This window comes from Agrobacterium sp. GW821-FHT14E08 (assembly GCF_058803865.1).
In genome coordinates this window covers 899,576-917,515 of sequence record NZ_JBXAPJ010000001.1, presented here as the reverse complement: position 1 = coordinate 917,515, position 17,940 = coordinate 899,576, and the positions used below count along the sequence as shown (strand labels likewise).

21 protein-coding genes are annotated in these 17,940 nt (G+C 59.2%); 15 read left to right on the top strand and 6 right to left on the bottom strand.

All coding sequences use genetic code 11. The annotated features are described in order from the left end of the window. Positions 1-17 precede the first annotated feature (17 nt). The 6 genes from AC1ROR_RS04500 (at position 18) to AC1ROR_RS04475 (ending at position 4,296) form a co-directional block, all read left to right on the top strand. Complete coding sequence (locus tag AC1ROR_RS04500) at positions 18-791, top strand: class I SAM-dependent methyltransferase (protein ID WP_498589172.1); 774 nt, start codon at positions 18-20, stop codon at positions 789-791. Between the two features lie 57 nt (positions 792-848). Continuing rightward, positions 849-1,202, top strand: coding sequence for an ArsR/SmtB family transcription factor (locus AC1ROR_RS04495; RefSeq protein WP_498588699.1), 354 nt, complete (start codon positions 849-851; stop codon positions 1,200-1,202). A gap of 180 nt (positions 1,203-1,382) precedes the next feature. Continuing rightward, on the top strand, positions 1,383-2,441 hold the full coding sequence (gene arsB, locus AC1ROR_RS04490; protein ID WP_498588698.1) for an ACR3 family arsenite efflux transporter: 1,059 nt from the start codon (positions 1,383-1,385) through the stop codon (positions 2,439-2,441). Between the two features lie 2 nt (positions 2,442-2,443). Further along, the gene (arsC, locus tag AC1ROR_RS04485; RefSeq protein WP_498588697.1) at positions 2,444-2,866 is read left to right on the top strand and encodes an arsenate reductase (glutaredoxin); all 423 of its coding nucleotides are present in this window, start codon (positions 2,444-2,446) and stop codon (positions 2,864-2,866) included. Next, on the top strand, positions 2,823-3,569 hold the full coding sequence (gene arsH, locus AC1ROR_RS04480; protein ID WP_498588696.1) for an arsenical resistance protein ArsH: 747 nt from the start codon (positions 2,823-2,825) through the stop codon (positions 3,567-3,569). Before arsC ends, arsH begins: the two co-directional genes overlap by 44 nt. Before the next feature lie 169 nt (positions 3,570-3,738). Continuing rightward, complete coding sequence (locus AC1ROR_RS04475) at positions 3,739-4,296, top strand: fasciclin domain-containing protein (RefSeq protein ID WP_080834413.1); 558 nt, start codon at positions 3,739-3,741, stop codon at positions 4,294-4,296. Between the two features lie 81 nt (positions 4,297-4,377). On the opposite strand, the gene AC1ROR_RS04470 is transcribed toward AC1ROR_RS04475, so the two are convergent. Beyond that, on the bottom strand, positions 4,378-5,166 hold the full coding sequence (locus tag AC1ROR_RS04470) for a DUF4394 domain-containing protein (protein WP_498588695.1): 789 nt from the start codon (positions 5,164-5,166) through the stop codon (positions 4,378-4,380). Positions 5,167-5,369: 203 nt separating this feature from the next. On the opposite strand from AC1ROR_RS04470, the gene AC1ROR_RS04465 reads away from it, so the two are divergent. The 9 genes from AC1ROR_RS04465 to AC1ROR_RS04425 all read left to right on the top strand — a co-directional run bounded on the left by AC1ROR_RS04465 (position 5,370) and on the right by AC1ROR_RS04425 (position 11,260). Further along, on the top strand, positions 5,370-5,915 hold the full coding sequence (locus AC1ROR_RS04465) for a sigma-70 family RNA polymerase sigma factor (RefSeq protein WP_498589171.1): 546 nt from the start codon (positions 5,370-5,372) through the stop codon (positions 5,913-5,915). Further along, positions 5,912-6,616, top strand: a complete 705-nt coding sequence (locus tag AC1ROR_RS04460) for an anti-sigma factor (RefSeq protein ID WP_498588694.1) — start codon at positions 5,912-5,914, stop codon at positions 6,614-6,616. The genes AC1ROR_RS04465 and AC1ROR_RS04460 overlap by 4 nt, the downstream gene beginning before the upstream one ends. Before the next feature lie 75 nt (positions 6,617-6,691). Beyond that, positions 6,692-6,913 (top strand): RNase H family protein, encoded by a 222-nt coding sequence (locus AC1ROR_RS04455; protein WP_498588693.1) that lies wholly within the window; start codon positions 6,692-6,694, stop codon positions 6,911-6,913. Between the two features lie 245 nt (positions 6,914-7,158). Then, a complete protein-coding gene (locus AC1ROR_RS04450) occupies positions 7,159-7,725 on the top strand; it encodes a YceI family protein (RefSeq protein ID WP_498588692.1) in 567 nt (188 codons plus the stop codon). Positions 7,726-7,837: 112 nt separating this feature from the next. Then, complete coding sequence (locus tag AC1ROR_RS04445) at positions 7,838-8,227, top strand: COG4315 family predicted lipoprotein (protein ID WP_035217311.1); 390 nt, start codon at positions 7,838-7,840, stop codon at positions 8,225-8,227. A 5-nt stretch (positions 8,228-8,232) separates the two neighbouring features. Further along, entirely contained in the window at positions 8,233-8,739 is a 507-nt protein-coding gene (locus tag AC1ROR_RS04440) for a sigma-70 family RNA polymerase sigma factor (protein WP_498588691.1), read from the top strand. Continuing rightward, positions 8,736-9,515 (top strand): anti-sigma factor family protein, encoded by a 780-nt coding sequence (locus tag AC1ROR_RS04435; RefSeq protein WP_498588690.1) that lies wholly within the window; start codon positions 8,736-8,738, stop codon positions 9,513-9,515. The genes AC1ROR_RS04440 and AC1ROR_RS04435 overlap by 4 nt, the downstream gene beginning before the upstream one ends. A 3-nt stretch (positions 9,516-9,518) precedes the next feature. Then, entirely contained in the window at positions 9,519-10,163 is a 645-nt protein-coding gene (locus tag AC1ROR_RS04430) for a cytochrome b (RefSeq protein ID WP_498588689.1), read from the top strand. 467 nt (positions 10,164-10,630) lie between these two features. Then, entirely contained in the window at positions 10,631-11,260 is a 630-nt protein-coding gene (locus tag AC1ROR_RS04425; RefSeq protein ID WP_498588688.1) for a DUF1062 domain-containing protein, read from the top strand. Between the two features lie 72 nt (positions 11,261-11,332). Here the strand turns inward: AC1ROR_RS04425 and AC1ROR_RS04420 are convergent, their stop codons facing one another. From AC1ROR_RS04420 to nac, 5 genes are all read right to left on the bottom strand, one after another. Next, positions 11,333-12,031 carry an HpcH/HpaI aldolase family protein gene (locus tag AC1ROR_RS04420; RefSeq protein WP_498588687.1) on the bottom strand — a complete coding sequence of 233 codons (699 nt, stop codon included), beginning with the start codon at positions 12,029-12,031 and terminating at the stop codon, positions 11,333-11,335. Positions 12,032-12,043: 12 nt separating this feature from the next. Continuing rightward, the gene (locus AC1ROR_RS04415) at positions 12,044-12,850 is read right to left on the bottom strand and encodes an SDR family oxidoreductase (protein ID WP_035217329.1); all 807 of its coding nucleotides are present in this window, start codon (positions 12,848-12,850) and stop codon (positions 12,044-12,046) included. A gap of 9 nt (positions 12,851-12,859) precedes the next feature. Next, positions 12,860-14,536, bottom strand: coding sequence for a hydantoinase B/oxoprolinase family protein (locus AC1ROR_RS04410; RefSeq protein ID WP_498588686.1), 1,677 nt, complete (start codon positions 14,534-14,536; stop codon positions 12,860-12,862). A gap of 12 nt (positions 14,537-14,548) precedes the next feature. Continuing rightward, positions 14,549-16,612 (bottom strand): hydantoinase/oxoprolinase family protein, encoded by a 2,064-nt coding sequence (locus AC1ROR_RS04405; protein ID WP_498588685.1) that lies wholly within the window; start codon positions 16,610-16,612, stop codon positions 14,549-14,551. 146 nt (positions 16,613-16,758) lie between these two features. Further along, entirely contained in the window at positions 16,759-17,697 is a 939-nt protein-coding gene (gene nac, locus AC1ROR_RS04400; protein WP_498588684.1) for a nitrogen assimilation transcriptional regulator NAC, read from the bottom strand. Positions 17,698-17,940 lie beyond the last annotated feature (243 nt).

Sequence of the window (17,940 nt, the reverse complement as noted above, 5' to 3'; positions counted from 1 at the left end):
ACATAAAGGATGAAACGATGGATGGCGGCAATTTCGACCTTAAGGAAGAAATCCGGGACTACTGGTCGAAAAGATCCGAAACTTTCGATCTTGCCTTTGGACACAGGATTGCTGCCGGTCCGGAGGCGGATGCATGGCAGAAGCCGATCAGGGACTTGCTGGGTACAGAGCCAAAGCGCATCCTTGAACTGGCCTGCGGCACGGGCGAGGTGACGCGACTGATTCACGACCTCGGTCATGAGGTCACGGCACTGGATTTTTCAGAGGCGATGCTGTCCGTGGCGCGGGCGAAACATGCCGGAAAGCCGAGGCTACGTTTCATCATGGCGGATGCTGAAAACACCATGGAACCGGACCAGTCCTATGATGCAATCATCTGCCGGCATCTGGTCTGGACATTGACTGAGCCCGAGAAGGCCTTTCGGGAATGGTTCAGGCTGCTTCGTCCGGGTGGTCGCCTGCTGTTCTTCGATGGTGACTGGGCAAGGCCAAAGCCGACAGGGCGCTTCGCAAGCCAGCTGATCTGGCTCATCGACCGGCTGGTGGGCGCCGACAAGAGCTACGATGGGGCCCAGAGTGTTCACCACGCCGCGATCATGAAAGCTCTTCCGTTCGGGCAGGGGCTGAGGCCCGACATGCTGATGCCGCTTCTGACGTCCGCAGGCTTTGCCGGCATCGAACTGCACTCCCACGACCCTATAGCGCAAGCGCAGCGTAAAAACGCCAACCTGCGCAACAGGCTGCGCACCTATGTCTACCGACGTTTCATACTGACGTGCCGCCGCCCGTGAGCGAGATAATGAAGTCATCGCTGTTGACAGCGGCAATATATCCGTTATTCTAGATATATGGATAGCAGCATTGCGATAACGGCGCTCGGCGCGCTCGCCCAATCCACCCGACTGGAGACTTTCCGGCTTCTCGTACGCCACGAGCCCGAGGGTATTGCGGCGGGTGAACTTGCGCGTCTCATCGATATTCCGCAGAACACGATGTCCGCACATCTTGCCACATTGTCGAGGGCAGGGCTTGTCAAAAGCGAGCGGCAAAGCCGGTCGATCATCTACCGCGCGGATCTCGATGGTCTGCGTGAGCTGATCCTGTTCCTGTTGAAGGATTGTTGCGGCGGTGCGACCGAACTCTGTGCTCCGCTCCTTGCCGAACTTACACCCTGCTGCAGCCCGGAGGCGAAGCCCTCGTGAGGTCTGCCAGGCCGTCGACCTAACCACGGATCAAGAGACCATGACAGATAACGTCCATGACGTGCGCAGCCCGCGCATGAATAATCACGCGCGCTCAATTTTCTCCCATCGTGAAGGGCGGGGGGCCGGCCAACGGTCGCATTATCCTTCCCCGACGATGACGCAGGGAAAGTCCGTATAATGTCCAGGTTCGAACGTTATCTCACGGTCTGGGTGTTCCTGTGCATCATTGTCGGTGTCGCCCTCGGCCACCTGATGCCCGGCGTCTTCCAGCTTGTCGGTGCGGCCGAGATCGCCAGGGTGAACATGCCCGTTGCAATATTGATCTGGCTGATGATCATTCCGATGCTGCTGAAGATCGATTTCCGGTCTCTTGTGCAGGTCGGCACCTACTGGCGGGGCATCGGCGTGACGTTGTTCATCAACTGGGCCGTCAAGCCGTTTTCCATGGCGCTGCTGGGCTGGCTCTTCATCGGCTGGCTGTTTCGCTCCTATCTCCCCGGCGACCAGATCGATTCCTACATTGCCGGGCTGATCATTCTCGCCACCGCGCCCTGCACGGCCATGGTTTTCGTCTGGAGCAACCTGACACGCGGAGAGCCGCTGTTCACCCTCTCGCAGGTCGCGCTCAATGATGCGATCATGGTTGTTGCATTTGCTCCGATTGTCGGCCTGCTGCTTGGCCTGTCGGCCATCACGGTTCCATGGGACACGCTGATCCTGTCCGTTGCGCTCTATATCGTCGTGCCTGTCATCCTTGCGCAGCTCATCCGGCGGAAACTCACGGCCGACGGTACATCACGGGTGCTGGATCGCGTGCTTGCCAGGCTGCAGCCGATGTCGCTGTTGGCGCTGCTCGCAACCCTGGTTCTTCTCTTCGCCTTTCAGGGGGAACAGATTATCGCACAGCCAGCCGTCATCGGCTTGCTCGCCATCCCGATCCTGATCCAGGTCTATCTTAATTCCGGGCTCGCCTATCTTCTGAACCGCATGGCTGGCGAACGGCATTGCGTTGCCGGACCGTCCGCCCTGATCGGCGCCAGCAACTTCTTCGAACTCGCGGTCGCGGCCGCCATCAGCCTGTTCGGCTTTCAGTCAGGCGCGGCACTCGCAACCGTCGTCGGCGTCCTCATCGAAGTACCGGTCATGCTCTCGGTCGTCTGGATCGTGAACCGCTCAAAAGACTGGTATGAGGCCGCCCCCGCTGTTTCCCGAACAATAGTCACCGAAAGGCAATGAGTATGGACATCACAATCTATCACAATCCGTCCTGCGGGACATCGCGCAACACGCTGGCGCTGATCCGCGCCGCCGGGATCGAACCGAAGGTAATCGAATATCTGCAGGAGCCGCCGACGCGCGAAGAACTCGCGACGATGATCTCGGATGCAGGACTTACCGTCCGTGAGGCCATCCGCGAAAAGGGCACACCCTATGCCGAACTCGGTCTCGACAATCCGGACCTGAGCGAAGACGAATTGCTTGACGCCATGATCGGCACACCGATCCTCATCAACCGTCCCTTTGTGGTGACACCGCTTGGCACCAGGCTCGCACGTCCTTCCGAGGTTGTGCTGGATATATTGCCGGACAGCTTCAAGGGACCATTCTTCAAGGAGGATGGCGAACAGATACTGGATCAGAAAGGAAAGCGAATTGCCTGATACATTCCCGGCACTGAATGGCGAGCATCTGCAGTCGATCGATCTCGATGCGCTCCGTCCATCCTTCGCAACCCACAAGCCCCGCATCCTGATCCTTTATGGCTCGCTCCGCGAGGTGTCCTACAGCCGTTTGCTCGCGTTCGAAGCGGCGCGGCTCCTCGAAAGGCTCGGATGCGAGGTGCGGATATTCGATCCGAAAGGCCTGCCTTTGCCCGATGAAGCGCCCGTCAGCCACCCGAAGGTGCGGGAACTGCGCGAGCTGTCGCTGTGGTCTGAAGGTCAGCTATGGGTAAGTCCCGAGCGCCACGGCGCGATGACCGGCATCATGAAGTCGCAGATCGACTGGATTCCTCTTTCTGTCGGATCCGTGCGCCCGACGCAGGGCAAGACGCTTGCCGTGATGGAGGTTTCCGGTGGCAGCCAATCGTTCAATGCCGTGAACCAGATGCGGATCCTCGGACGATGGATGCGGATGATCACCATTCCCAACCAGTCATCGGTCGCGAGAGCCTATCAGGAATTCGACGCCGATGGCCGGATGAAGCCGTCGTCCTATTACGACCGGGTGGTGGATGTCTGCGAAGAGCTGGTGAAATTCACCCTGCTGACGCGTGACGCCTCAGCCTATCTGACCGACCGTTACAGCGAACGGAAAGAAGAGGCGTCCGCGTTGGAGAAGCGCGTTTCGCTAGGCTCAATCTGACGGGTGAGGGGCGTCACTCCTCGTCTTATAAGGATAAGTTTTCAACGAATCTGGATCGGCTGAAACTCTTTTCCCGTCCGGCTCGTATCTTCCCTTGCTCCGATTGTGGAGTGTCAGCCCGAGGAGGCGCGTAGCGAGCGTCGGGGCAATCGAACAAGAGGAAATTACGATGATCAGGTCCACGATAGGCACGCTTGCAGTCGCAACAATCGTGTCCGCCATCTCCGTCAGCGCATTCGCCGCCAATCCGAAGGTCGGCGGCGCTGCCATGTACGAAAACAAGAACATCGTTGAAAATGCGATGAACTCAAAGGATCACACGACCTTGGTCGCAGCCGTCAAGGCCGCCGGCCTGGTTGAGACACTTCAGGGGAAGGGGCCTTTCACGGTCTTCGCACCCACCAACGAAGCTTTTGCCGCGCTGCCCAAGGGCACTGTGGAAACCCTGCTGAAGCCGGAAAACAAGGCGCAGCTTACCAAGGTTCTCACCTGCCATGTGGTGGCCGCCGATGCCATGTCGAAAACCATCGAAAAGATGATCAAGGACGACAAGGGTACGCATGACGTCAAGACCGTTGGCGGCTGCATTCTGAAAGCGAAGGAAAGCATGGGCAAGATCACGCTGACCGACGAGACCGGCGGCGTGGCGCATGTCACCATCGCCGACGTCAAGCAGTCGAACGGCGTCATTCACGTCATCGACAAGGTTCTGCTTCCGAAGATGTGACCGGCGAATAACCGGCGTCATGGAAAAGGCTGGCCCCAAACGGACCAGCCTTCTTTTTTGTTCGGAGCCCGTGATCGCAAATCACATCGCTGGAAGGACCGTGATATCACGCAGGCCGTTCTCCGCGCCGGTGATTGCACCGACTTCGGTGGCCGCGCCGGTTTCGAGGTTGACGGTGTAGAGAGTATTGCCCGCGGCCAGATAGGCGGTGTTCTTGCCGCCTTCCTCACCGTGAATGTCAAACGCATAAGTAGCCGGCTTCTCCTTGAGGCCAAGCTTGCCGATCGCTTTCAGCGTGCCGTCATTCGGTTTCGTCTGCTGTATCAATGCGCCGATGGTGGCATCGATATTGTACATCGCCGTTTTTTCCGGCTTGCCTATCGAGTTGGTATAGGCGGCGGCAACGATGTTGGGCGTTTCGCCCTTGTGCATGTCGCCGTCTTCGAAGGCGAGTGCGCCATCCACCGTCACGGCGCCGGTATCGGGGTGGACGCGGTGATTGGTCGTTCCTGTCATGAAGCGCAGACGATCCGCCATCGGGTTGAAATCGACCACCACCGGCGCCTCCGTGAGGGTCAGCATCTTGTCCATCTTGGCCACTTCGGTTGCCGCGCCTGTCTCAAGATTGATGGAGACGATGCGATGATCCGGCGTTACACCGATAACGGTCTTGCTGCCGGGGCGAAAATCTATGCCGACAAGCTTGTCGACACCGGTGACATCCATCGTCTTGGTAACGGCCGGCTTTTCGCTGTCGAACATCACCAGCGTCCTGTCTCCGGTCAGTCCAAGTACCGGCGCTGAAACGGCGACGCCTGCGGTCGCTGCGAAAGCAACGGAGGCAATCAGAGTGAAGCGGATAGTAGTCATGTCTTTCTCCCGTGCGTTGATCCGTTTGGAAGCCGCTCAAGCTTTGGCATTTAACGCTTCCAGCAATGAAGACACGCGGGGCAGGCCGTTTGGATGCAGCCGGTAAAAAAATATCTGCCGCATGCATCCATATCGCCGCTCTATGGGTATTATGCCAGGATCGGCCGTTCCTGCGGTCAGAACTCGAAAGGTTTCGCATGCGTATGGGCTCCGTGCCGGACGATCTCGACAGGGCGCTCGCTGCCTGCGCCAGAGGTGACCGAAACGCATTGCGCGCTATTTTCGACCGTGAAGCGGGGCGGTTGATCGCGGTGGCCGAGCGTATCGTCAAGCGCCGGGAACTGGCGGAAGAGGTGGTGCAGGAAAGTTTCGTGCGTATCTGGACGCATGCTCACCAATATAGGAGGGACCAAGGTTCGGCGCGGGGCTGGATTTACGCCATCGTCAGAAACCGGGCACTGAACCTTCTGCGGGACGGCAGGCGTGAAATCGCGGTCCAGGATGTCGAGACGCTGCGCGATAGCGAACAGGCCGATGAAGTGATCGCCGCCTGGCAGAAGCTCGACAGGAATTCGCGCCTTTATGAATGTCTCGGTGCGCTCGACGAGACCAAAAGGCAGGGCATTCTGATGGCTTACGTCGCCGGATATTCCCATGGCGAAATCGCCGGCCGGCTGCGGGCTCCGCTTGGCACGACGAAATCCTGGATAAGGCGCGGACTTTCGGCGCTTCGGGAGTGCATGGCATGACGTTTGATCGCAAAGACATTCCCGCTATTGCCGATGACTATGTATTGGGGCTGCTCGAAACGTCGGAGGCTGCGGCTATCGAGACGGCAATGGAAAGGGACGGCGAATTGCGGGCGGCAGTCGCGGCAAGCCGGGAGCGCTTCCTGCCGCTCGATACCAGCGTTGAGCCCGCAGCTGTCAACGGTGAGTTATGGAACAATATCCAATCCCGTTTGCCGCTTCAGGAGAAATCCGCGGCCAATAAACCGATCCGCACCGCAAACGACAATCAAGGAAACGGGTGGCGATCGATTGCCATTTCCGCGATTGCCGCAACCGTCGTTCTTGCCGCCGGCCTCACTTTTAGCCTGACACGGACAATGGAGCCGCTGGTGATTGCAGTCCTCGTCAACGAGGCTGGCGAAGTTCAGGCCGTGGTCGAGGATTTCGGAAATGAAAAGGCGACTGTGCGGATGCTGGCTGATTTTGCCGTACCGCAGGACAAGACGATCCAGCTATGGACCTTGCCTTCCAAAGAGGTTGGGCCAGTCTCACTCGGCCTGATCGAAGGCGTTCGATCAGCACATCTCGCAGGACCGGCTTTGCCGACACCAAAAAGCGAGCAGCTTTACGAGATCACGCTCGAGCAGGCAGGCGGATCACCAACGGGCAGACCGACCGGACCGATTCTGGCGAAAGGTTTTGCACGAATGCCGCGGTGAGAGTGTCAGGCTGGATACAAATGCGCCAGGCCGGACAGCCAACCGTTGGCCGGACTCCGTTCATGTCGTTGAGGGGTGCCATCGCTGGCGCGAAATTTGGCGGACCAACGGGTGGAACGCGTCAACCCGAATTCACGAGCGCGGAAGCGACAGATACCGGATGGAGCTCTGTGGCGGAATGTGGATCGCTTACTGCTTCGTAAGCCGAACGTAGAAATAGCGTGGTGCAAGGGACATTCCGGCATAGCCGGGAACGATCTCGCGGATCGTTTGGCCCGCATCAAGACGATTGCCTAGGTTGCCTGAAAGGTCATTGGGATTAAAAGCACGTATCCCAAATGACAATTAAGTTCCATAATCTATCTTATGCGATTATTATTTGTTGATAGAAGGCATCTCCCTCACGGATGTTTTGCCCGACGCACAGTCAAAGGCGGTATTCCCCTATAGGAGGGATTTTGACGATCTGCCGGCGTGGTGCGGATTAAACCTCGTCCTGTGGTGTTCTCCTGAGTGCGACTACTCATGAAGGAGCTTGCGCCGTGAAATATTCCCACTCCATCACTCTCCTTATCCTGACATTGATTTGCACGCCGGTGTCTGCCAGTCCATTCTCGTCGGCGGCCGGACGCTATCGTATCGATCCTGCCTCTCACATCCGCTTTTCAATTGCGCAGGTTGCCGGCCCTGGGATCAAGGGCACAATTCCTGATATTTCCGGCCGCTTTGATATCGACCCGGACCAGCCGGCCAGATCTTACGTGGAAATCAGTCTCAATCCTTCCAGCGTCCAGACCGGGCAAGAACGGGTGGAAAATTTCCTGCGATCCAGTGCGGTTTTTAATATTGCCGTTTATCCGCAGATCGTGTTTCGCTCCAGCCGCGTTACGCAGGACGGACCGCGCAGCGCCGTGGTTGAAGGCACATTGACAGCCAGAGGCATATCCAGACCCGAAACGTTTCACGCGACATTCGTTGAACAACAGAAGGGATCCGTCACCTTCCATGTCACCGGCAATGTTGCACGCCTGCCCTATGGCATGGGTGTCGGAGTACCGCTCTATTCGAATACGGTTGCATTCGACATTGATTTGAAGGGCGTCAGATAAAGGCGCTGGGGCAGCAAAAAATCGAGCGGCGATGGGATTAAAAGCCGCGGGCGGGTGTTTGTCTAATATCGGGCATATCGTCCGATCCGTTACCCTTCAAAGGACCATCGTGATGCGTGAACATCATTTCATTCTGGCCGGCGTTGTCGCGCTTGCCGCCTCGGCTGCCCTCGCCGAACCCTATGCCGGTGGCGCCCTGGTTGAAAAGGCAACGGCCAAAGGTACGATCCTGACCGACGCCAAGGGCATGACCCTCTATACATTCGACAATGATACCAATGGCGCATCGGTCTGCTACGACGGCTGCGCAAAGAAATGGCCGCCCCTCGCCGCCTCGAAAACCGACAAGGCGGATGGCGACTATAAACCAATCTCCCGCAAAGATGGTACGATGCAATGGTCGCATGACGGAAAACCACTCTATCGCTGGCAAATGGACAAGAAGCCCGGCGATGTCACGGGCGATGGCGTCGGCGGCGTCTGGCACATTGCCAAGGAATAGTATCCATGCCGGATTTTCTGGACGAGATGACGAGTTGCATACCAGCGCTTCGCCGCTACGCGAATGCGCTCACGCATGATCGCGACACGGCTGACGATCTCGTCCAGGACTGTCTGGAAAGAGCCATCCGTAAAAAGGCGCTGTGGAAACCGCAGGGACCGTTGCGTCCGTGGTTGTACCGGGTGCTCGTCAACGTTTACCGCAACAATATGCGCGGCCGCAATCGCCGGCCCTCGCAAATCCCGATTGACGATGTTGCGGAGCAACTGTTTGTGCCGGCGGCGCAGACGGGCCGGATTGCGCTTGCCGAAATGGCCCGCGCCATCGAAAAACTGTCCGGCGAACATCGCGAGGCGCTGCTCCTCGTCGTCGTTGAGGGCCTCAGTTATGCGGAAGCGGCAGATGTTCTTGAAATTCCGCTGGGCACGCTGATGTCCCGTCTGGGGCGGGCCCGAACGGCTCTCGCCCGGATGACCCAGGAGAACCAGCCAAATCTCAAGGTGATAAAATGACCGGCAGCGAACCGCAGATAACCGAAGCCGATCTCATCTCTTATGTCGACGGGCAGCTCGAAGACAGGCAGCGTGACGCCGTTCGTGCCCACCTCGCCTCCAATCCGGCCGACGCGCGTAAGGTTGCGATGTGGCAACAGCAGAATGCGACGCTGACGGCTCTCTACGGCCCTCTTGATACCGACGCCCTTCCCGAGCGCCTCGATGTTTACCGCATCGAGCGGCGTCTGCGGTCGCAGCGCGCGGATTGGCGTAACATGGCGGCGGCATCCATCCTCATTCTGGCCGTTGGCTTGACGGGCGGCTGGTTCGGGCGCGGGCTGGTGTCCCAGGTCGCGGAACCGGCCCACTCCATCGTGGCGGATGCAACGCAGGCGCATAAGCTTTTTGCGAGCGAAGTTCTGCATCCGGTGGAAATCCGGGCCGATGCGGAGAATGCTTCCAGCCTGCCGAAATGGCTTTCGAAGCGGCTGGACCGCAAACTGAACATTCCCGACCTCACCCGCCACGGTCTGTCCCTTGTCGGCGGCCGGGTTCTTCCCAGTTCCGAGGGCGCCGCCGCCCAGCTGATGTATGAGGATAAAAGCGGGCAGCGCGTCACTCTTTATATCGTGGCTGCGGCCGATTCGAGCGACACCGCCATGCGGCGTTCCAGCTTCGGTTCGCTGGAGGCCATCTCCTGGGACGACGAAACCATCCGCTGTGCTTTGGTTGGCAACCTGCCATCCGACCGTATGGACGCCATCGCGAAAGATACCTATCAACAATTGAGCTAGCCGATGAGATATTTCGAGGATCATTCCGATAGCGCAACGACGCGGGAACGGGTGTGGCGTAATACGTCCATATCCTACGGACTGCTGGCAATCGCGTTCCACTGGACAATCGCGGTGCTTTTCCTGGCGCAGCTTGCGCTGGGATATCTGATGAGCCGCGACAATATCGACCCGGTTCTTCAGTTCGACCTGTTCCAATATCACAAGTCGATAGGATTTCTGGTGCTGGCCCTCGCCGTGCCGCGTTTCCTGTGGTCGGTTTTCAGTAGAAAGCCGCAGGTTCTAGAAGGTGAAGGGCTGGCAGCGAGGTGTGCTGCGCGGGCTGCTCACGCCGCGTTGCTGTTCCTGACGCTCGCCGTTCCCCTCGCCGGCTGGGCAATTGCGTCGACTTCGCCTTTGCAAATCCCCAGTTACGTCTTCGACCTCGTGGTCGTGCCGGGATTACCTCTGATGATTTCCGACCGGGCGGAGGCCTTCTGGAGCGAGGTTCACGCCACCCTCGCCTACCTTGCTGCGGCCATCGTATTTCTTCATGTAGCGGCGGCGTTGTGGCACCATTTCATCCGCAGGGATTCGATTCTCCGGCGTATGCTTCCGTTTCCGACAGCCGCAGATAACAGGCGTAAAACCGCCGCCACCCGGAAATAAACGCACAAGCCGTTGTTGTGTAAGTATATGTTTCAATTATTTTTTATGAGAGATAAAATCCGGCCGGTGGCCTCGTTTTAACCGGGAAGAGCGGGTGGGTCACCTAACGTTGCATAAAAGTCGCATCGCAGCGGCTTTCCGCCTTTTCGCCGCACTGGATGACTCTGTTTCGGAGCGATCATTTGTTATTGTCGCCGCCGAAGAGCATTGGCGCATCGAGGTAGACTTTGCCTAAGTAAATACCGGTCTCAATCCAGTTTCACCCGTATTGCGGATAGCCACAGGCTGTCGGCGTATGATCATGTTCATCGGGTGGTGGCAAGAGACCGGTCTGGCATTGTTACAATGTGCCCTGCGCAGCGCCGCTGTCTCAGCTCTTCACCACCCAAAAACACCGCCATGCCGTTCCCGTAAGGGTTTTCTCCTGCACCATCTTGGTGGACTTCCGAATGGAAGACCAAGAGACTATGTGCAACTTACTTCGGGTCCAATGGACCATTACGCCACGAACGGCGCCCCAGCCCTGGCTTGCATGCAGCGGATGCGGTGGCCTGAGGGCATTTCAGGCCAGCGGCAAGATCCGGCTCAATGCCAATGGCCGCAAGCTGGATGCCTGGCTTATCTATAGATGCATGATCTGCGACAAGAGCTGGAACAGGCCGATTTTCGAGCGGCAGAATGTCCGGGACATCAGCCCTGCCGTTCTCGAAGCGCTGCAGTCCAACGATCCGCACTGGATAAGGGCGGAGACATTCAACCTCGAAGCCTTGAGACGTAAATCGCAGCGCGTCGACGAGTTTCCCGAATTCGATATCGTGAAACAGATAAGGGATGAACCTCCCGACTGGGCCATGGCAGAGATTGATCTCACGGTTCCGTTTCAGGCCGGCATACGCCTTGACCGTCTGCTGGCGTCTGAACTCGGGCTTTCGCGGTCGATGCTGCAGAAGCTTCAGGGTGACGGTTCGCTTCGGGCGCTGTCCGACCGTTCCGATCTTTTGCGGCGGCGCGTTAAAAACGGCACCCGGATCGTGATCGCGCGTTGCGGCGGCTTCGATCCGGAGCATTTGTGGAAACCCGTCACGGCGGATTTCTAGCGGCACGGCGAGGGCCTGAAGGTTCGGGCCCTCGCTTGCAGCATCGTTCAGCCGGAAAACCCCTGCTCCGCCTCAGGCGAGCGCCTTCTTCACCGCAGCGAGACCGCGGCGCAGGAACGGATCGGAATGGACGTAGAAGAATTGCACGCCACGCTCCCGCCAGTGCGGCATTTCATCCAGCGTCGCGAGCGTTCCCGCGATTTTTCCGGCTGCGCGTATCTTGTCGACAGCAATGGCGACCTTCTCCATCACCACATCCGGGCGTGGCTCGCCGAATGGCGGCGCGGGCGGATAGCCCATATCCTGCGAAAGATCGCCGGGGCCGATGAAGAAGACGTCGATACCCTCGACCGTCAACATCTCGTCCAGAACATCGATCGCATCGACGGTCTCGATCATGGCGACGACCAGCCGCTTTTCATAATCCGACGGCAGGGCGTAACGCACCGCATCGACAATCGCGCGGGCCTCCTCGGCATTGCCGACCATGGGCACCATGATCCCGTCCGCGCCGGCGTTCAGGTAGCGGATGATGAGCGGCCGCTCGTGCGAATGCGGGCGCACGATGGCAGCGCCACCAACGGAGCGCACCACCTGCCCGGTCGCCCGCACATCCTCGAAGCTCCATGTGCCGTGCTCGCAATCGAGGAAGACCGCGTCCGCGCCCAGTTCCACCAGTCGGGCGGAAAGGCCGGACGACGTATGGTGCGGCGTGAACATACTGATGGCTTCACCCGCCGCAAGACGGGCGCGCAGCTTTGCTCCATTCATGGACGTCTCTCCCTAGTTCTTTTTCGGCATGTCCGGCGTATCGTCCGGCGCGCCCACCCAGCGCGCGACTTCGATATCCTTCGATGTGTCACGCATATGGGTCGGGCAGATGTGCAGTTCCGGAATGACTGCGCTTTTGTTCAGGCTGGCGCAGAGCAGGATGGCGCGGGCAACATCATGCGGATCCATCATCACGGCGCGTTCTTCCTTCAGAGGCGGACGCGCGCGGTTGTTCATGATCGGTGTATCCGTCTCGCCCGGCAGGATGGTTGTCGCGCGGATACCCTGGTTGCGATAGGTATTGTGCAGGAAGGTCATGAAGTTCTTCACGCCCGCCTTGGCAGCACCATATGCCACGCCGCCCAGAAGATTGGGATTAAGGGCGGCGAGCGAAGAGACGGTGATGACGGTCCCCTCACCCTTTGCGATCATTTCCGGCAGCACCGCCTGTGTCAGGTTGAACACTGCCGTCAGATTGACATTGATGGTGGCGTTCCACTCCTCCTCGCCGATGAAGCGGGCGTTGAGCACCTTGCTGGCGGAACCCGCATTGTTCACCAGAATATCAATGGGACCGACGGCCTCGCCGATCGACTTCACCGTGTCGAAGATCGCCTCGCGCGAAGCGATGTCGAGCATGCGGGCAATCGCCTTGCCCTTCTTCTTCTCGATCAGTTCCACGACCTCGCGCAGCGGATCGAGGCGGCGTCCGGTCAGAACGACCGTCGCCCCTTCTTTCGCCAGCAGGATTGCGGTTTCGCGACCGATGCCTGAACCGGCGCCGGTTACCAGCGCAATTTTTCCGTTCAGCAGTCCCATTCTCATCTCCTATTCGGCTGCGGCAGCAATGGCGCCAGAATAGCCGAAGATTTCTTTCGCCGCCTTCGCGGTTACCAGACCTTCGGAAATATCCTGTTCGATCAGTGCGCGCGGACGCTCGCTGGCCCTACCCCAGCCGCCACCGCCGGGTGTCTGAACTTCCAGACGTTCGCCGGTCTGAAGAACGACCTTGCCCTTGGGGAAATGCGATTTGCCCTGCTTCATTACCTTGCCGGAGGACCCGCTCTGGCCTTCCACCACGCCGAAGCAGGGATGGCGGACGCGTTCCGATGCCAGATAGATGTTCATCGGGTTCTTGCCGAGATTGCGCAGAACGACGCGCTGGCCAAGGCCGCCGCGATGTTTGCCGGCGCCGCCGGAATCGGCGATGAGTTCCTTGCGTTCCGTCAACACCGGAACGGCGACCTCGAACATTTCGATGGCCGTGACCTTGCAGTTGGACGGGAAGCTCAGCGTATCCAGCCCGTCGAATTCGGCGCGTGCGCCCTGCCCGCCATGAAAATTCTGCACGGAACCATATTGCGTGCCATCGTTACGCTGGCCGACGCAATTGGCCGCCCAGATCGGCGCGCCGCCGCTATCGCCCAGAACCTTCTCCGGCACGATGCCTTCCAGCGCCTTGAAGATCAGCGAAGGAATGACGTGACCGATCAGGTTGCGCGAATTGCCCGCCGTCCATTCCTGCGGATTGAGAATGCAGCCGAGCGGCGCCTCGTCGGTGATCGGGACGATGCAGCCCTCATTATTGGGCGTTTCGGCATCGAGCAGGCATTTCAGTGCGTAGACCGAATGGGCGTAACGGTAGTTCGTGCGGCAGTTGATCGAGTGCAGGACCTGATCCGACGTGCCGGTATAATCCACGTGAATGGAATCGTCCCTGACGATCACCGAGGCTTTCAGTGTGACGTCGACATCGTAACCATCGAGCAGGACTTCGGCGGAATAGGTACCGTTCGGCCATTCGCGGATTGCCTTGCGCGTTTGCGCCTCGGAGCGGGTGTGGATGGCGTCCGCCAGCCCGTCGACATCGTCCAGCCCGTATTCATCGAGGAATTTCACCAGTTCGCGGCCCATGACATTGTTGGCGGCGATCATCGATTCCAGGTCACCGCGCACTTCCGTGGGAAGGCGGACGGAGGCTGCGATGATATCGAACACGTCCTCGTTCGGCACGCCGGCCTTGAGCAGCTTGACGATGGGGAAACGGATGCCTTCCGCGAAAATGTCGCTGGCTTCCGAATGCAGCGGCGCGCCGCCGATATCGGGGAGATGGGCGATGGACCCCGCATAAGCGACAACCTTGCCGTTCTTGAAGATCGGCGTGATCATCGTCACGTCAGGCAGATGGCCGGTTCCGATTTCCGGATCGTTGGTGGCGAGAACATCGCCCTCTTCCAGCATCTCAACCGGAAACTTCGGCAGGAAATATTTCTGCGCGGCTGCGGGCAGCGAGGTGATGAAAACCGGGATCGACCAGGTGCATTGCGCCAGCGCCCTGCCCTTACTGTCGAGAAGTACGGTAACGTAATCATGGTTCTCACGCACGATCGGCGAAAAAGCCGTCTTGCCGAGCACGTTATCGGCCTGATCGGCGATGAAGATCAGGCGGTTCCACATGACCTGAAGGTTGATCGGATCGTTGAAATCGGTTGCGGGTTTCGACATCTGAATGCCCCCTTAGAGAATATTGATCACGAGATTGCCGTGGGCATCGACGTGGAAGGCGCCGCTCGGCCCGACAACGGCCGTCGATTCACGCTGTTCCACAATGGCAGGCCCCTTTACCTCGTGGCCGACCGGCAGCTTGTAGTGGTCGTAGACCGAGGTCTCGACATAGCCGCCTGCCTCCTGAAAATAGACCTGCCGGCTACCCTTTCGGGCTTCGGCAACGACGGTTTCATGCGGCCGGGTGACCTGATCCTTTTCGCCGCTGGCGCGCAGACGCCAGGTGATGACTTCCAGCGGTGCGGCCACCGTGCGGCCGAACAATTCGCGATAGAGCTTGTAGAAGCTGCTACGCAATTCTTCGAGGAAAAGGTCTTCAGACATGTTACGGTCGGGCAGTACCACCGTGATCTCGTGTCCCTGCCCCACATGGCGCATATCTACGGTATAGCGATTACTGATCGTTTCCTTCGGAACGCCGGCGGCCGAAACGACTTCCGCACCCTGAGCGGAAAGATCATCGAGCAGGCGGTTCATCGCCTCGATATCCCAGGCGTCGAGCGCCATCGGATGGCTTGCGGAGAGATCGACGGCGACCGGCGCGATCAAAAGGCCGATGGCGGAGCTGACGCCGGCGCCGGTCGGGCAGATGATGCGCGAAATGCCGAGCTTGCGGGCGATGCCATAGGCGTGGACCGGGCCGGCCCCGCCGAAGGCCACCATCGGCAGCGAGCGCGGATCGACACCGAGATCGGTCGCGTGCATGGCGGCCGCCTTGCTCATGGATTCATTGACGAGATCGTGGATGCCCCAGGCGCAGCGCTCGACGGATACATCGAGAGAAGTGGCCAGTTTCGACATCGCCCCGTGGGCGGCGTCCTTCGACACCTTGAACGAGCCGCCGACGAAGGATTCCGTTCCCATGTAACCGAGCAGAATATCGGCATCAGTCACCGTCGGTTCGGTTCCGCCTCGCTGATAAGCGGCCGGACCCGGCATGGCGCCGGCGGAATGCGGGCCGACATCGAGAAGACCGAGTGGGTTCTTCGCGGCGATGGAACCGCCGCCAGCGCCGATCTCGATCATCTGGATCGACTGGATTTTCAGAGGAAAACCGGATCCCTTGCGGAAACGCTGGTAATGCGCGACTTCGAGATCGGTGCCGACATTCGGTTCGCCATCGGGAATGAGGCAGAGCTTGGCGGTGGTGCCGCCCATGTCGAAGGAAAGAACGCTTGCTTCGCCCGCCGTGCGGCCGAATTCGGCGGCGGCGACAGCACCTGCTGCGGGTCCGGATTCGATCAAGCGAACGGGAAGTTCGGCGGCGCGACGGCTCGGCACAAGACCGCCCGAAGAGGTCATCCACAGCACCTGCCGGTCGATGCCTTTCTCAGCAAATTCGCGTTGCAGATGGGCGACGTGGCCCGACATTTGCGGGCGGGTATAGGCATTGACCACCGTTGTCGAGGCGCGGTCGAATTCACGCATTTCCGGGCAGACCTCGGAAGACAAGGACACGAAGATATCCGGGTCTTCCTCGCGCAGAAGGGCGGCGACGCGCTGCTCGTGCTGCGGATATTTGTAAGCGTGCAGCAGGCAGACCGCCACAGAGCGAATACCCTTTTCCTTCAGCCGTCCGGCAATCTCGCGAACGGTCTCTTCCTTGAGTTCCGTCATCACCTCGCCGTCGGCGGCGATGCGTTCTTCGGCGCCGAAACTGTTAGCGCGGGTGACCAGCGGATCGGGATATTTGATGTTCAGGTCATAGAGATCGTAACGCCCCTCGTTGCGGATGCGCAGCATGTCCTGAAAGCCATCCGTGGTGACGAAACCAGTCTCCACGCCCTTGCGCTCCAGTACCGCGTTGGTGACGACGGTGGTTGCGCCAAGCACCTGCAGGTTCTCGATGGCAATCACGTCCGCATGCTTTTCGAGCAGCTCTGACACGCCCTGAACAACGGCTTCGGCCGGATTTTTCGGCGTGCTCAGGACTTTATGGAGGTGAAGTTCGCCGCTGTCGTCCAGAAGCGCGAAATCGGTAAAGGTACCGCCAGTATCGAAAGCCAGTTTTGCCATTGTTTCCCTCGAGCGACCATGCAGCCTCTTTGGCTGCCTTGTGGACCCAAATTTGAATCCGTTCACTGATGGAAAATTTGAAACGTTCGGCGGGCCTTTACCAACACAACCTCGGTCTGCCGCCATAGGGTTTGCTTATAGCGAATTCAGATGCCGCGAATGCCGGGGTGGTGACCGCTCTTGAGCTTGGTGACGATCTCGAGAAGCACGGAACGCGCCGCCAGAGCCGGCTCGGAAAGCGGCATATGATCGGAGACGCAGAGCGAAACCGTGGCGTCGATGACGGGGGTTGTGAGCGGGTGCAGTTGGGCGCCGCTGAAGCTCGGGGTTTCCAAAACCACCGAGGCCGGAAGGATCGTCGAGCCGAGGCCGTCCAGCACCGCAGCGCCCAAAGCAGGCACGGATTCCAGTTCTGAAATGACCTCCGGTCGCGCCCTGGCCCGGGCAAGACCTTCATCGATGAGCCGGCGAAGGAAATGCGCCTTGCTTGGCAGTAACATCGCGTGGCCATCCAGCGCCGAGAGCGGAAGCGGCTGACCGGGTTCGGCCGGCAGCTTCATATCGGCGGGCGAGACGAGGAACATTTCTTCCCGGAACAAAGGTTCCAGCGTTACGCCCTTGATCGGATCGGAGGTGTAGATCAGCGCCATATCCATCTTGCCGGTCATGATCAGCTCGCTGAGGATATGGCCGAAACTGTCGTTGATATGGACCGTAATGGCGGGGAACCGCGCCCTCATCTCCTTGATAAGCGGCAGGGACAGTGCGCTGGACGATGAATAGGTGGCAAGCCCGATGGAGACGCGGCCGGAGACCGAGCGGGCTGAGCGGTCGATATCGGTCTGCGCCTGCTCGATCTGCTTCAGCATGATCTGGGCATGGCGATAGAGGATCAGTCCGGCCTCAGTCGGTGCGATGCCGACATTGCTTCGTAAAAGAAGCTGGTGTTTGAAATGCTGTTCCAGCGACGCGATCTGCTGCGACAGCGCCGGCTGCGCCACACGAAGAATGCCGGCGGCACGCGAAACGCTGCCGGTATCGACGATCTTGACGAAGCTCTTGAGTTTTTTGAAATCGACGCTCATCGGTCCCCACTTTTTGGGGAAATCCTAGCGCATCAGGGCGGAAACAGGAATGGATTTCTGCGAGGACGGCGCGTAATTTCAATGGGATAGGTGTTTTTCGGTATATGTGAGGGTGCACGACACAGCTGTGCGAGTACATCCCCACCTCCGTCATTCCGGCCTTGAGCCGGAATCCAGTCGACGCGCGTCTGCGCGGCGAGATGAGTCTTTTCAGCCCAAGGACTTGGGCTGGCTGGATTCCGG

Coding starts and splice junctions, on each gene's coding strand:
- AC1ROR_RS04465 (WP_498589171.1), top strand. CDS start 5,370: ATGGGCTCCGTGCCGGACGATCTCGACAGGGCGCTCGCTGCCTGCGCC.
- AC1ROR_RS04470 (WP_498588695.1), bottom strand. CDS start 5,166: ATGACTACTATCCGCTTCACTCTGATTGCCTCCGTTGCTTTCGCAGCG.
- AC1ROR_RS04430 (WP_498588689.1), top strand. CDS start 9,519: ATGAGATATTTCGAGGATCATTCCGATAGCGCAACGACGCGGGAACGG.
- AC1ROR_RS04435 (WP_498588690.1), top strand. CDS start 8,736: ATGACCGGCAGCGAACCGCAGATAACCGAAGCCGATCTCATCTCTTAT.
- AC1ROR_RS04425 (WP_498588688.1), top strand. CDS start 10,631: ATGTGCAACTTACTTCGGGTCCAATGGACCATTACGCCACGAACGGCG.
- AC1ROR_RS04500 (WP_498589172.1), top strand. CDS start 18: ATGGATGGCGGCAATTTCGACCTTAAGGAAGAAATCCGGGACTACTGG.
- nac (WP_498588684.1), bottom strand. CDS start 17,697: ATGAGCGTCGATTTCAAAAAACTCAAGAGCTTCGTCAAGATCGTCGAT.
- AC1ROR_RS04445 (WP_035217311.1), top strand. CDS start 7,838: ATGCGTGAACATCATTTCATTCTGGCCGGCGTTGTCGCGCTTGCCGCC.
- AC1ROR_RS04415 (WP_035217329.1), bottom strand. CDS start 12,850: ATGGGACTGCTGAACGGAAAAATTGCGCTGGTAACCGGCGCCGGTTCA.
- AC1ROR_RS04405 (WP_498588685.1), bottom strand. CDS start 16,612: ATGGCAAAACTGGCTTTCGATACTGGCGGTACCTTTACCGATTTCGCG.
- arsB (WP_498588698.1), top strand. CDS start 1,383: ATGTCCAGGTTCGAACGTTATCTCACGGTCTGGGTGTTCCTGTGCATC.
- arsC (WP_498588697.1), top strand. CDS start 2,444: ATGGACATCACAATCTATCACAATCCGTCCTGCGGGACATCGCGCAAC.
- AC1ROR_RS04440 (WP_498588691.1), top strand. CDS start 8,233: ATGCCGGATTTTCTGGACGAGATGACGAGTTGCATACCAGCGCTTCGC.
- AC1ROR_RS04460 (WP_498588694.1), top strand. CDS start 5,912: ATGACGTTTGATCGCAAAGACATTCCCGCTATTGCCGATGACTATGTA.
- AC1ROR_RS04420 (WP_498588687.1), bottom strand. CDS start 12,031: ATGAATGGAGCAAAGCTGCGCGCCCGTCTTGCGGCGGGTGAAGCCATC.
- AC1ROR_RS04495 (WP_498588699.1), top strand. CDS start 849: ATGGATAGCAGCATTGCGATAACGGCGCTCGGCGCGCTCGCCCAATCC.
- AC1ROR_RS04475 (WP_080834413.1), top strand. CDS start 3,739: ATGATCAGGTCCACGATAGGCACGCTTGCAGTCGCAACAATCGTGTCC.
- AC1ROR_RS04410 (WP_498588686.1), bottom strand. CDS start 14,536: ATGTCGAAACCCGCAACCGATTTCAACGATCCGATCAACCTTCAGGTC.
- arsH (WP_498588696.1), top strand. CDS start 2,823: ATGGCGAACAGATACTGGATCAGAAAGGAAAGCGAATTGCCTGATACA.